Annotated in this window: 7 protein-coding genes; 1 reads left to right on the top strand and 6 read right to left on the bottom strand. The window is 39.2% G+C overall.

Annotated features, from left to right (window positions below):
• The first annotated feature begins 122 nt into the window (after window positions 1-122).
• The gene (locus MJX77_RS12375) at window positions 123-1,580 is read left to right on the top strand and encodes a DASS family sodium-coupled anion symporter (RefSeq protein WP_252059220.1); all 1,458 of its coding nucleotides are present in this window, start codon (window positions 123-125) and stop codon (window positions 1,578-1,580) included.
• Window positions 1,581-1,663: 83 nt separating this feature from the next.
• Here MJX77_RS12375 and MJX77_RS12370 read toward each other — a convergent pair whose 3' ends face one another.
• From MJX77_RS12370 to MJX77_RS12345, 6 genes are all read right to left on the bottom strand, one after another.
• Window positions 1,664-1,885, bottom strand: coding sequence for a hypothetical protein (locus tag MJX77_RS12370; protein WP_252059219.1), 222 nt, complete (start codon window positions 1,883-1,885; stop codon window positions 1,664-1,666).
• 294 nt (window positions 1,886-2,179) lie between these two features.
• A complete protein-coding gene (locus MJX77_RS12365) occupies window positions 2,180-4,819 on the bottom strand; it encodes a bifunctional aconitate hydratase 2/2-methylisocitrate dehydratase (protein ID WP_004791533.1) in 2,640 nt (879 codons plus the stop codon).
• A 251-nt stretch (window positions 4,820-5,070) separates the two neighbouring features.
• On the bottom strand, window positions 5,071-5,433 hold the full coding sequence (locus MJX77_RS12360; RefSeq protein WP_252059218.1) for a hypothetical protein: 363 nt from the start codon (window positions 5,431-5,433) through the stop codon (window positions 5,071-5,073).
• Window positions 5,434-5,560: 127 nt separating this feature from the next.
• Window positions 5,561-6,796, bottom strand: a complete 1,236-nt coding sequence (locus MJX77_RS12355) for a lactonase family protein (RefSeq protein WP_252059217.1) — start codon at window positions 6,794-6,796, stop codon at window positions 5,561-5,563.
• Window positions 6,797-7,114: 318 nt separating this feature from the next.
• Complete coding sequence (locus tag MJX77_RS12350) at window positions 7,115-11,620, bottom strand: translocation/assembly module TamB domain-containing protein (RefSeq protein ID WP_005306656.1); 4,506 nt, start codon at window positions 11,618-11,620, stop codon at window positions 7,115-7,117.
• A gap of 26 nt (window positions 11,621-11,646) precedes the next feature.
• The gene (locus MJX77_RS12345; RefSeq protein WP_252059216.1) at window positions 11,647-14,379 is read right to left on the bottom strand and encodes an autotransporter assembly complex protein TamA; all 2,733 of its coding nucleotides are present in this window, start codon (window positions 14,377-14,379) and stop codon (window positions 11,647-11,649) included.
• Window positions 14,380-14,462: the final 83 nt, after the last annotated feature.

Here is a 14,462-nt window from a genome sequence, read left to right as displayed (position 1 = left end):
GCTTGTGATTTTTTGAATTTTTGAATCATTTAATCGATAATAGAACTTTAATACTTATGTCTTTAGCGATTTACTCATAAAGAACTTTAATTTTTTATCATATGAAAACAAGGGGAAATTACATGGGATTTAAAGCCCTCCCTACACTTATTTCTTTATTTATTACATTGTTAATCTGGTTCGTTATTCCTGTACCAAATGGTGTTGATCCTGATGCATGGCATTTATTAGCGATGTTTGTCGGTGTAATTGCTGCAATCATCGGTAAAGCGATGCCAATTGGTGCCATTGCCATTATTGCAATCACTTTAGTCGCTATCACTGGGGTGACTAACACGAGCCCAAGCGGTGCAATTCAAGATGCCCTTAGTAGCTTTGCTAACCCACTCATCTGGTTGATTGGTATTTCCATCATGATCTCTAAAGGTTTGCAAAAAACTGGATTGGGTGCAAGGTTAGGCTACTTATTTATCGCAGTTTGGGGCAAGAAAACCATTGGGATTGGCTATAGCATGGTACTTTCAGAACTCATTCTCGCCCCTGTAACACCAAGTAATACCGCACGTGGTGGCGGAATAATTCATCCGATTGTACTGGCAATTTCTACTAGTTATGATTCTGATCCTGCTAAAGGTACCGAAGGTCGGATGGGAAAATATCTGTCATTGGTTAACTACCAAGCCAACCCGATTACCTCTGCAATGTTCATTACGGCAACTGCCCCTAACCCATTAGTCGTTGATTTAGTGGCAAAGGCGACCAATAGTGAAATTTCATTAAGTTGGAGCACTTGGGCATTGGCGATGTTACTGCCGGGTTTGATTGCTTTAATTATTATGCCTTTGATTATGTATTTGATGTATCCACCCGAAGTCAAAGAAACACCTAATGCAGCTCAGTTTGCTAAAAGTAAATTAAAAGAAATGGGCCCAGTCAGTAAAAATGAAATCATCATGCTTGGTGTATTCGGTATTTTATTGATGTTATGGGCAGGGATTCCCGCCATGCTTTTGGGCTCTGCTTGGGCTGTTGACCCAACGACGACTGCCTTTATTGGTTTAGGATTATTGCTACTTACAGGTGTTTTAACTTGGGATGATATTCTGACGCAAAAGAATGCCTGGGATACAATTACTTGGTTCGCAGCATTAGTCATGATGGCGACTTATTTAAATAAGCTTGGCTTAATCACGTGGTTCTCGAGTGTTTTAGAAACCAGTATTGGTCATTTAGGTCTAAGCTGGATGCCTGCTTGTCTATTGTTAATGCTTGCTTATCTGTATGCACATTATATGTTTGCTAGTACCACGGCACATATTACCGCTATGTTTGCAGCCTTTTATACGGCAGGACTTGCACTCGGTGCACCGCCAATGCTCTTTGCTTTAATAATGGCAGCAGCTTCTAGCATTATGATGACATTAACCCATTATGCGACTGGCACTTCCCCTGTAGTGTTCGGCTCGGGTTACACCACACTTGGTGAATGGTGGAAAGCTGGCTTTGTCATGAGCGTGGTTAATATCATTATTTTTGTAGTGATTGGCGGACTTTGGTGGAAAATGTTGGGTTATTGGTAGAATTGTTTTAATTTTAAAAAAGCCCCTTATGATGGGGCTTTTCATATATTTATTTTAAGAAGTACTAAATTATATCTGCTGAATTAATCGGGCTTGATATCATAAACCCAATTTCGTGCTTGTTGGTCTGTTGTAGTTTCACAGACGTAGTAATCTTGATCCCACGAATCTTGATGGAAGATTTCCTTTTTGTGATAGGTTACATCTTTGTCATTTTCAACACAAACAAAGCTGTCCCCTTGGTCTTTAACCGCTGAACCGTTAAGGAATCCACCAATACATAAGAAACGCGATTGTTTAGCCATTTAGTTGAATCAACTTTTTAAGTCACTAATTTTCAATAATTAAATGATGGATTGATTAAATTGTAAAGACAAAATTACTGGACTACACCCATTAAAATTATTAGATATGCATAGTACAGAAATCACTACAATTTTTTCATTTAAAGCTTGGTATCAAATTTTAGATTAATTAGAAATTATTTCAAAAAATAAGGGCCGATTACTCAGCCCTTATTCTAGCTTTTTGCTCAAACAAATCATAGATTTGCTCTTGCGCTAAGGAAAAGCCTTTCGGCTTTTCTTCATACTAGCCCATTAAGTCAATTGAGCAGCTTGGATTTTCTTAGTATCAACTTGATCAGCTTCTTTAGTATATTCGCTCATCTTGTCGAAGTTTAAGTATTTGTAGATGTCAGCAGAAGCGCTGTCGATTTGCGACGCGTACTGTTGATATTCTTCTGGGCTTGGTAATTTACCAAGAACCGCAGCTACAGATGCAAGCTCAGCAGACGCTAAATAAACGTTTGCACCTTGACCTAAACGGTTCGGGAAGTTACGAGTAGAAGTCGATACACATGTTGTGTTTGGCGCTACACGTGCTTGGTTACCCATACATAATGAACAGCCTGGCATCTCTGTACGCGCACCAGCACGACCATAGATGTTATACAAGCCTTCTTCCATTAATTGGTGCTCGTCCATACGAGTTGGTGGAGCCAACCATAAACGAGTAGACAATGAACCACCAGGTACTTTATCTAGTAACTGACCAGCTGCACGGAAGTGACCGATGTTCGTCATACAAGAACCGATGAATACTTCATCAATTTTGTCGCCTTGAACGTCAGAAAGAAGTTTCGCGTCGTCTGGATCGTTCGGGCAGCAAAGAATTGGTTCTTTGATGTCAGCAAGATCGATTTCGTAAACTTTTAAGTATTCTGCATCAGCATCAGCTTTTAACAAGCTTGGGTTGTCTAACCACTTCTGCATGTTTTCAGCACGGCGCGCCATTGTACGAGCATCGCCGTAACCTTCTGCGATCATCCACTTCAACATGGTGATGTTAGAACGTAAGTATTCAGCAACTTTCTCTTCAGAAAGTGTGATTGAACAGCCAGCTGCAGAACGTTCAGCAGAAGCATCAGAAAGTTCGAATGCTTGCTCAACAGTCAAGTCATTTTCCATCTCTGACAAATCGATCTCAAGGATACGACCAGAGAAGATGTTTTTCTTACCTTTCTTCTCTACAGTTAAGTCACCCGCTTGAATTGCGTAGTAAGGAATTGCATGTACAAGGTCACGTAAAGTGATACCAGGTTGCATTTTACCTTTGAACTTAACAAGTACAGACTCTGGCATGTCAAGTGGCATAACACCAGTTGCAGCTGCGAACGCAACAAGACCAGAACCCGCTGGGAATGAAATACCGATTGGGAAACGTGTATGTGAGTCACCACCAGTACCAACTGTATCTGGAAGTAACATACGGTTTAACCAAGAGTGGATAATACCGTCACCTGGACGTAAAGATACACCACCACGGTTCATGATGAAGTCAGGTAATGTATGGTGAGTTGTTACGTCAACTGGTTTTGGATACGCAGCAGTGTGACAGAAAGACTGCATTACCAAGTCAGCAGAGAAGCCCAAGCAAGCTAAGTCTTTTAACTCGTCACGAGTCATAGGACCAGTTGTATCTTGAGAACCAACTGTAGTCATCTTAGGTTCACAGTAAGTACCCGGACGGATACCTTGACCTTCAGCTAAACCACATGCACGACCAACCATTTTCTGAGCTTGCGTGAAGCCTTTGCCAGTGTCAGCAGGTTGTACAGGTGTACGGAATAATGTAGAAGGTGCAAGACCTAATTCTTCACGCGCTTTAGTAGTTAAACCACGACCAATGATCAAGTTAATACGACCACCAGCACGTACTTCGTCTAAAAGTACTGGAGTTTTAAGTTCTGCTTCTGAAATTTGTACGCCATCTTTAAAAGCAGTAACTTTTGCAGCAGCGTGGTCAATTTTCAATACAACTTCGTCGCCCATGTTCATGTTAGCGACGTCGATTTCTACAGGTAATGCACCTGCGTCTTCCATTGTATTAAAGAAAATTGGAGCGATTTTAGAACCTAAGCACACACCACCATCTTTTTTGTTTGGAATGTGTGGAAGTTCGTCACCGAAGAACCAAAGTACAGAGTTAGTTGCAGATTTACGAGAAGAACCTGTACCAACAACGTCACCAACATAAGCAACTTGGTTGCCTTTCGCGATAAGTTCTTTGATTTGGCTTAATGGACCAACTTCACCTGGTTTTTCAGGGTTGATACCATCACGCTCGTTTTTCAACATTGCATTTGCATGTAATGGGATATCTGGACGGCTCCAAGCATCTTGAGCTGGAGACAAGTCATCAGTATTTGTTTCACCGGTTACTTTGAACACAGTGATTTTGATTTCTTCTGGAACATCAGGACGGCTAGTGAACCATTCTGCTTCTGCCCAAGATTGTAAAACAGCTTTAGCTGCAGCGTTACCAGCTTTTGCTTTATCTGCTACGTCATGGAATGCATCAAATACAAGAAGTGTTTTCTTTAATGCTTCAGCAGCTAGGTTTGCAAGTTCAGCATCGTCAAGAAGCTCAACAAGTGGTGCTACGTTATAACCACCAAGCATTGTGCCAAGTAAGTAAACTGCACGTTCTTTAGAAACGAGTGGTGAAGTTGCTTCGCCTTTTGCAATCGCTGCCAAGAACGCTGCCTTTACGTAAGCTGCTTGGTCAACACCTGCAGGAACACGGTTTTCAAGCAAATCAACCAAGAACGCTTCTTCGCCTGCTGGTGGATTTTTTAATAGTTCAACAAGCTGAGCTGTTTGAGCATCATCAAGTGGCTTCGGTGGGACTCCGAGTGCGGCACGTTCTTCAACGTGTTGGCGGTAAGCTTCTAGCACGGTGTTCATTCCTCTTTTTTTGAAAAATTACTTGCAAATTCCAGCTTTCTTAAAAAGCTTCACAAGTAATATGGACTACAAAAGTTTACTAGAGTTCAAGGTAAAAGTTAATGAAAACGGGGTGTTTCTCCGTGATGCCCATTATTTTGTATCTAAATACCTGTGTATAAATAACAAACAAATTAGCCAAATTCGGATTATTTTTGAGCAAAAACACCCCTTAAGAGAGGAAATTCAATAACCTTACACAATTAGAACGATTTATATTTTGGCATTTTGTCATGAGGCGTTATCAAACATTCATCCATCGCTTGCTTTCTAACTTTTTCTTGGAGTGCTTGAGGATCTTGAGTTAATTCTTCTTTTGGAATCGCATAGACTTTGTCAATAATATTAAGAATGAACTTTTTGGTAATGTCATCTTCAATTTTATTTGCATGCTCAACGGCCTGAGTTTTTTCAATTGCTTGCTGACGATCAAAAACAATGCTTCTAGCCGCATTTCCTACGCTAGTACAAAAGCCATGCCATTGCTCTTCAGGTGTTAATGGCTTCTTTTCTGAACAACCAACAAAGAATAAACTCACTGCAATCAATAAAATCTTTTTCATCATTTCACTACACTAATTATTGCTGCCCATATCATACGGAAAATCATCATTTTTGCAAAAACAGTCAAAAAAACCGAGATGATTTCCCCTCGGTCTTTTTTATATCAAGCATTAGAAATGCTAGTTTGAGTTAATTAAAAAATTTGATATCAGTCGGTGTTGATATTTTTGCTGCATCGCCAACGGGTTTTAAGGTGCCTTTGTTGGCATCAAAACGGAACAAGCTAATATTATTACTATAAACATTGGTTACATACAGATATTTACCCGATGCATCGAATGAAAAAGCACGTGGTTCAATACCATTGGCCTTATAAACTACTGGTTTAGCTAGTAATCCATTCTGCTGAATTTTAAATACCAAAAGTTTATTGTCTGCACCCCGATTGGCAGCAATCACATATTTGCCATTTGGACTAAGAATAATTCCACTCGCGCTCTTAAATTCAGGTGTTTTATCTTCATGAATTAGTTTTAACTCAGCCACTTTTTTCAAATGGCCATCTTGCACATTAAATGTCACAATTTCGCTTCGCATTTCTGCAGTAACGTATGCATGTTTGCCATTTGGTGAAAAGACCATATGACGCGGGCCAGAACCATGCCTAAAAGTCACATCTCGGCTATTGTCTGCTTGGAGTGGTTGAGGCTTATTCGGGTTATAGTGAAAAGTATAGACTTTGTCATTTCCAAGATCGCTTGCATATAGATACTTACCATCTGGACTAAATGTGGTCGAATGCGCATGACCACTGTCCTGACGACCTTTGACGTGACCAGAACCTTCGCTAAAAACAATATTTTGTACTTTTTCACCTAAATGACCGTTTGGCAAAATTGGAAAAACTGCTACCCCACCACGACCTTTATCAAATGCGGAATAGTTCGACACAAATAGGAATTTGCCATCTAAACTAATTGATGCGTGTGTTGGATGTCCACCATGGCTATCCACTGTGTTCAACACATTCACCTTTCCATTTTGAATTGATAATGCAGTCACCGCTCCTTCATTTTCTTCATTAGTGGTATAGGCAAAACGGCCATCGTTCGATTTCACAATCCAAGAAGGACTTTTCATTTTCAAGACATTAACAGGAGTTAAGGTTCCATCGCTATTCACTTTAAGCTGATACAAACCTTCACTGGCTTGTTTTGGTTTTTGCGCAAGTGGTGCGTTAGGGATCGATGTCCATGTTCCTACTAAAGCAATTTGTTGTTGTGCGGCATTTACGCTAGAGCCCCATCCAAATGACAAAAGCGTCATCGACAATGTTGCTGTTAGTTTTTGAATTAGCCCACGATATTTAGTATTTGTATCGTTTTCCTTGTCATATTTAATTTCAACAGAAGTATCTATTTTCACTGCTATATCCTTGGAAAAACCACCTTATTTGCACTTATCAACAAGGTATTATCAATTTAGTTTCATTTAATGATTCTGAAAACTAATTTATAAAATAGTAATTTTCAAGTGAGTTTTCTTTAATTAAAAGCCTGTTCAAGATTTGGCTCCCTTTAAAAGAATCGATGTTTTATATAATAAATATTCAACTTTTTTAAATTCTATAGAAGCGCTTAAAATAAAAGCCCACTAAGAAGTGAGCTTTTATTTCATTATTACTTGAGACTAATCAAATCATTATAGGTACAAAGGTACTTTCTAATGTTTAATTTCCATCTACTAGAAACGCCAGTTATAGAAAAGATCGATCGCTCTTTCTAAAGACTGACTTGCTTCTAAATATAAACGTCGATTCATTTGATAACGTAAAGTCAGTTTGTTCACTGGAGTGAATACGCCAACACCATAACGAATAAATAGATCAGGTGTGATATAACCCGTTAAGCTCACCTGCGTATCTTCACCCGTACCTTGTGCATCTAGAGCTAAGCCACTCAAACCGAAAGTACGTCCAATCTGATTCGTTAAAGCACGTGTACCACCTAAGCCCATACTAATCCCTGCGGCAGCAATGGTGTTATTTACATCGGACTTAAATCCTTCTGCATTACTTAAACCACTTGAACCTTCATTAATACGTCCGGTAACGAGTGCGTTCAATGCTTCTTGCTCAGATAGTCCGGCATCATTGTAAACCTGAATGTTTGGTGAGGTTGCAGTACCTGTAACACGTACCCCAACCATACTGCCCTGAACATTTTTGTTTGCATCGATATCTAAAGTCGGATTTGCCAATGGACCATTAAAACGCGCAATTGCTCGATTCAAATCTAAACTTTGTCCATAGGCTTCGATTTTCACTTTTTGACTGACACCAATTGCTCCATTCGCTCGCATTGCAGTCTCGTAGCCACGTTGACTTAAGTTTAAACGACCAACTAAAGGAATATTACTGTTGAAGCCTTGGAATATGACTTGGTTTCCAATATTAACAGCAATATCAGCTCGAATATCCCAAGGTTTAGCAGCTCGTAGAATTGCAAGCGGATCTTGGCCTTGTCGAACTATGCGGACATCTGATGAGGTGTTAATGACTGGAGCAGTTGTTTCTGGCATTGAAATACGTGCACGAGGAACATCTACCGATCCTTTTAAGCTTAAACGCTTATCGAAAGGATACATATCAAGTGTAAGGTTTGGATTAGCAATTGCAGTAATTAATGGAGCCTGACGTACAAGTAAATTATCACCTTTGAGGTTTAATTGAAGACGTGGAGAATCTTTCCATTCAAAACTACCTTTTAAAAGCCCTACACCTTGACCGCTGTTAAACGCACCATCAATTGTTGCCATGTCCTGACGAATTGATGAGTAAACCTGAACATTCGTTAAATTAACTGGAAGCGAAATCATACTGATCGCGCCATTTTTCAAACGCATTTCACCAGTAAATTGTGGCTGAGTTAATGTCCCGTTAACTTTACCAGCCAAGGCTAAGGTCCCGCTCAGTTTACGGACATCTTGAATAAATGGTTTTAATACTTTTAATTGAACATCATTAAAAGCGACCTCACCATGCATTGGCATTGATGGCTGGAATGGATTGATAATGACGTTCGCATAACCCGTACCAATATCAGGTGTTTTCACATCAACACGGAATAACAGTCCTTCAGATACACTTTTTGCAATAACACCCAGCTCATCATAAGCCAGCGTGGTTGCAGGATCTTGTGGATCTTCAGCAGCCAAACCAATTTCACCTTTACGCGTAATTAAACGTGCATCAAGTTTTGGATGTCCACCATTTACCCACGCAGCCTTAGCATAACCGTTTAGTTGCCCAGTCATCGCCAAGCCTTCGGGCATAAATGCCGCGAAGTCACTTAAATCCATGTTTTGAGTTACAAACGAAATATTACCGCGAGCCTTACTTACTCGTACTGGCTGATCAAAACAGAGCTGGCTATTCGCACTTTGCCAACAATGTTGACCTACATATAGCTCAGATCTTGCAGAAGAATAAATCACCGGAGCATTTTGATTTTGTGCAAGACGAATGCGTCTTGAATCAAAACTTCCTTTTTGGATTTGCCCTAACCAATCATTGTTCTGGTTAAACCCACCTGCTAACTGAACATAGAACTTAGAAATACTATTATTGCCAAGTACTTTCAATAAATGCGCTTTTCTCGTTCCTGTTAAATTCACTTCAGCCGACTGAATTTGTCTATTTCCACTACGCAAATTATCTAATTTTGCGGTTAATTGAGTTGGCGTTGTTTCCGATGTTGGAAGTTCACCCTGAATGCTTAATCTCTTCACACTCACTAAAGTATTAAAAGCAAAATCATCTACTGCGATATTTGCTGTTGCTTTCAAACGTGGCTGTGATTGTACATTCAAATCACCATAAGCTCGACCGCGTAATCCTGGGTATAACTCGTAAAGTGCTGGTGCATTGAGCTTGATTTTTAGATTTTGAGCATTACCTGTCGCTTGTAGCTGATTCTGCCCATAGACTAAAAATAAATTATTTGCTTCAAATTGCTGAGGTAAAAAGCCGTTTTGGTTAGAGTCCATCAATAAAGATAGATTACCCTTACCTCGAACAGGTTTATTATTTATAAAGCCAGCAAGATTCAGTTGTTGAATATTAATTCGTTTTAAATGATCTGCCCAAACCCCTTGAGTTTTCAGATTACCTGAAATTTCACCTTTTACAGCTGAGGTAAAATATTGAGGTTTAAAGCGCACCAACGAACTATTAATATCCCATGCAATGCGATCTTTCAAATTTACAGAACCTGTTGCATAGATTTTCCCAGCGACACCATCATGCTGTAACTGGTTAATTCGAATAAAATCTGGTGTCCCCGCTATAGAAAACTTCAATAAACCATTTGCCTGTTTTAGGGCTTTTAAAGATCCATCATAATTAACTGCAAAGCCTTTAAAGCCACCGCCAGCTTTTACATCATGGAATAATAATGCTGCGGTACTTTTCCCACCCAAACTAACAGTCTCTTGACCGGCTTGAGCTAATCGACCAGTTAAATCAATTTTCTCAAATTGAATGATTTGCTGGTTTGGTTTAGCAAAACCATTTGCTTTAATCGAACCATTTAAAAGATTAACAGGTGCTGCCGCATGAATACTTTGTGGATTAAAATCTTTTGCATTTAATAATGCATTCCAAACCAACTGACGTTTTTCAGTCGGAAGAAACACTTTAGCCTGACCAGTTAAGCTACCTTTTTCAGCAGCAAAACTAAAATTGGGAACATTTAAAATATTATCTTTAACATTCAGATTGGCTAGATATTGTCCTGCTGGCAATAAAGTTTTTTCATGCTGATATACTTTTGTTGCAACTTTAATATCTTGCTGACCATCACGTAACGTTAAATCGACCTGACCACTGTCACTACTTAACCACCCAATATAAGGCATTGCACGATCTATTTTCGTCCAAGCTACATTCATGAGCATTGGTTGAGGTTTATTATTTTTTTCAGGAGCCTGATTAAACTTAAGCTTCCAAGACTCATAACGGTCAAAATCAACGTTAGCAAATACTTCAGTACCTTTTTCCAAAGAACCTGTTGAGGCAACAGCAGCATCTAAACTTGGCGGCAAAAAGTCTTGTACAACCTGAGGAATGGCTTTGTCCTTCGGATTAATATGGTCTAAACGGCCTTTGATATCCCAAGTAACGTGGTCTTTCCAGCTCACTAAACCTTTTAGGTTAACAGCGCCTTTCATGACTTGGCCATTAAAATCAGTGATATTCAACTGATGAACCAAATCAGTATTCATTAAAGCGTTATATTGGCCTTCAGGTAAATTCTCACCTTTTAAATCTGTATCAACTGCTAAATTAAGTTGTTTAATATCACCTTGAAACTTGATCACACCATTTTTGGCAAATAACTTTTGTTCAACCAATAAAGGTAAGTGGTAATTTTTTAGTAGTAACTCACCTTGCATTGGAACTTCATCACGAACAGGATGCAATACCACCCAACCCGTTAACAAATCGGGAGTTGTTGTTGCAACCCCAGCTTTTAAAGTATCTAAACTTCCGCGTGCTACGACTTTAATATTTTGAATATTTAAACTTTTTAAAGATGGGATTCTTAAATCTGCTGTAGCATCTAATGGATATTTACCACTGAAATCCATTTTTCCTGTGGCATTGTGGACTGAAAGATACCCCATATCCATACTGGATTTTTCAAATTCCAGTTTAGTCTCTGACCAAAGTGCATCTTGCAAGTGAACATCATGAAAATTTACATCTGAGGTTGCTAGCTTAATTTCTAAATGATCAACGTCAGCTTCATCGACACGTAGAACAAATGGTAATTTAATTGGCTTAAATTCGAATGCCTTACCAGACGGCGGTGTTTTATTAATAATACGTAAATTACGCACATCTGCATGGCTTAAATGCACTTCTTTTTCTAATAATAAAGAGCGCCAACCTAAGCCTACGTCAGCTCTGTCTAATGAAACATCAACTTCGGTTAATTGCACCAAAACATTCTTAAGAATAATTCCGCGCAGTAAGTTTCCGCCTTCGTATTCATATTTAATTATTTTCTGAGCTTCTAAAACCCGATCCAATAAAAAACGACTTCCGCGATCTGTTGACATCATGATGACTAACGAAGACGCTAATAATAAAAATATGATCAATATCGTCAGCAGGAAACTACGCAAAATGCGCCGCTTCTTAGGTGAGCGAGGTGCCGAAGTTGGCTGCTGTTCTACATCCGCCATAAAATAAACCTAATAAAATTTTATTTTTAAAGTTGTGGGCCTATAAAGAAATGTAAACGAATCGGATGGTTTTCATCTGAAATACCCGATGCGACATCTAAACGGATTGGTCCGATTGGAGACTTCCAGCGAATTCCAACCCCAACGCTATAAGCTGCTGGATTATTAAAGTCTTTATCATAGGCATTACCAAAGTCTGAGAAAACAGCGGCTCGCCAACCGTCTTTAAACTGATAGTTATATTCTAAAGAACCTACAGCCAAAGCTTGTCCCCCAATTTTATATCCATCTACTTCTGGAGAAAGACTCTTATAATCAAAACCACGAATTGTCTGGTCACCACCAGTAAAGAATCGAAGATTGTACGGAACTTTGTCAAAGTCGTCGGTAAAAATGTAGCTAAGGTCAGATCTTCCAACGAATTGATGATCATCATTTTCACCAAGAGAATAAATAAACCTCCAACCTGCACTTGCAATAGCCATATTGGCATCGGACAGTAAACTCTCACTACCTAATTCTAATTTATAGGTTTGTTTAAAAGCTTTCGTTGGGTTTAACCGGGTATTACTTGAAGTTTTTGAGGTTTCATAACTAAATAATAAGGCTTCTTGCTCTGATGCCGCAGTTTTAAATGCATCTGGTAACTCAGAAATATCAACATTACCCTGTTGAGTCAAACGGTCTAAACGGTAGCGGACACCAAAAGTATGTTGCCAGTTCCCTAGTGGACGCTTAATTATTCGCTCACCACCAACAACAGCGGATTCAGTAAGCAAACTTACATCTGGACCAATGTCATCACGAGTTTCACGCTCATAACCGCCGACGATGTTAAAATAGTCATTTAACGGATGTTTATAGGGAATACTATATCGGCCATCAATAGATTGACGAATTTGTGAGACTTCTAAGTTGGCATCAAAAGAATGACCATATTTATTGACAATAGAACGGCGATACTGACTGCGTAAACGTGCACCTGTATCGGTCCCGTAACCAATACCCGTTTCCAAACTATTTAGCCTATCAGCATTTAAAGTCACAATGACTGGAATTCTTTTCGTTTCACGTGCTTGAGCTTGTAACCGATCTTGTTCAGCTTCTTTATCATCCTGCTGACTTGGAGCACTTTGCAACATTGCTGTTCGAGGTTCTCCCTCTTTTACTTTTTGTGTTCCAGCAAACTGTTTTTCATCTACTACGTTTTGTGTAACTTCTTTATTAGATGTGGCTAATTGACGTGCTTTAGCAAGTTGTCTTTCTTCAGGTGAAAGTAAATTAGACTCATCAACATCGATATTTTGCTCATCGACTAAAGCTTGCAAATCTGGTGGCAGTTCAAGTGGTTTTTCAATTGGATCGGGTTTAATGCTATCAACTAAGGTGTAGTTAAAATAACGAGAGTTGGTTAGGTTATTTGCTAGAGTATTTACACGCCAAAATGCATAGTCATCACCCTCTTTCCAAGGGGCCATACTTTCTAAAATATTTTGATTTAAAGGCAAGGGTTTCGATGGATCGCTCATGCGAAACTCTACCTTATCTAATTTATAGCGCTCACCTGTTTCGTAGCGCAAATTGATATCAGCTTTGTTTTCTGGCTGACTCACTTTCACATCGTGCAGTCGCCAATAAGCATCAAAATAACCATTATCAGTGGCTGCGTTAACAATTCGGGTTTTCGTGGTTTCATATAAACCATGGTTAAAGATATCCCCAACATCCTGATCAGGAATTAAGCGAATAACCTGAAACTGGGGGCGTTTTTCACCAGCACCAGTAAATTCGATATTTTGCTCATTAATTCGCACTGGTTCATTTGGGGTAACCTTAACGCGAACTCGGCTCGGACTTAATTTTTCAAATTTAAACTCAGCATTATAATAACCAACTGCTTGTGCAGCCTGATTGCTTAGCGTTCTAAGCTGAGGTAAAGCTGCATTAAAATCTTCAAATGATTCTTGGGTAAATGTTGATAATTTCCCTTTAATATTTTTAGCCAGTGCATCTGAAGCCCCTTCTACATCTGCACTAATACGCGGCACTTGCTCCATCGGAATTGCACGTGGTGGGCGCACTTTATTTAAAATACGTTTAAAGAAACCTGCTTGCTCAGGCGGCTGCTCAGTCTCCGGAGTTAACTCAGGTAAAGTTTTTCCAGTTTCATTGGCTTCGACTACAATCTGGCTGTCAGATTTAATCTCTTGCATAAGCTGATCAATATTTACAGGCGCTTGATTAATCTCATTTAATTCAGACTGAGTTGCATCACTGACTGTAACTTCGGGTAGCTTCTGAGTACCATTTTGGAAGTTTTGTGCCTCACTTTTAGCTTCTTCAGCGACTTTATAAATCTCGTTTGCCATGTTTTGATCAACAGGCATGTCCGGTAAATCATCAAGATTATCAAGCGTAATTGGCTTAAATTCGTCAATTTGATTTGGAAATTGTTCTTGTTGTTGCAATATAGCCAAGCTATCTTGTTGTTGCTGAGCTTGAGTCACAAGAGTAGCAATATCTGTTATTGGAGCAGTTGTTTGCTGACTCACTGGAACTGATTGTTCAGTTGACGCATCAGACACCGTTTGATTTAAAGTTGAAGTGTCACTATCAACTGAAGTTTGAGCAAAACTTTGTGTTACACAAACTGTGAACAACAAGCTGCTACAAATAAGTTTAGGAATCCCCTGCATTTTTAAAATTAAATGCATAGAATGAGAGAGAGTTGACTGTTTAAACTTAATTTTAGAAGGCATAGAAAACTCTAGACTTATTTTTTAATAAAACGCACCAAGGTAAGTGTAAAACTCACTCAAAACCATTGATTTTTCATTTAATC

The organism is Acinetobacter sp. AHP123 (genome assembly GCF_023757925.1).
Lineage (GTDB): Bacteria > Pseudomonadota > Gammaproteobacteria > Pseudomonadales > Moraxellaceae > Acinetobacter > Acinetobacter oleivorans.
Note: the sequence above shows the minus strand (reverse complement) of the source record. Positions and strands in the feature narration are given on the sequence as shown.

Excerpts from the sequence above, each read along its gene's own strand:
- MJX77_RS12345 (WP_252059216.1), bottom strand. The coding sequence starts at position 14,379 with ATGCCTTCTAAAATTAAGTTTAAACAGTCAACTCTCTCTCATTCTATG.
- MJX77_RS12360 (WP_252059218.1), bottom strand. The coding sequence starts at position 5,433 with ATGATGAAAAAGATTTTATTGATTGCAGTGAGTTTATTCTTTGTTGGT.
- MJX77_RS12370 (WP_252059219.1), bottom strand. The coding sequence starts at position 1,885 with ATGGCTAAACAATCGCGTTTCTTATGTATTGGTGGATTCCTTAACGGT.
- MJX77_RS12350 (WP_005306656.1), bottom strand. The coding sequence starts at position 11,620 with ATGGCGGATGTAGAACAGCAGCCAACTTCGGCACCTCGCTCACCTAAG.
- MJX77_RS12375 (WP_252059220.1), top strand. The coding sequence starts at position 123 with ATGGGATTTAAAGCCCTCCCTACACTTATTTCTTTATTTATTACATTG.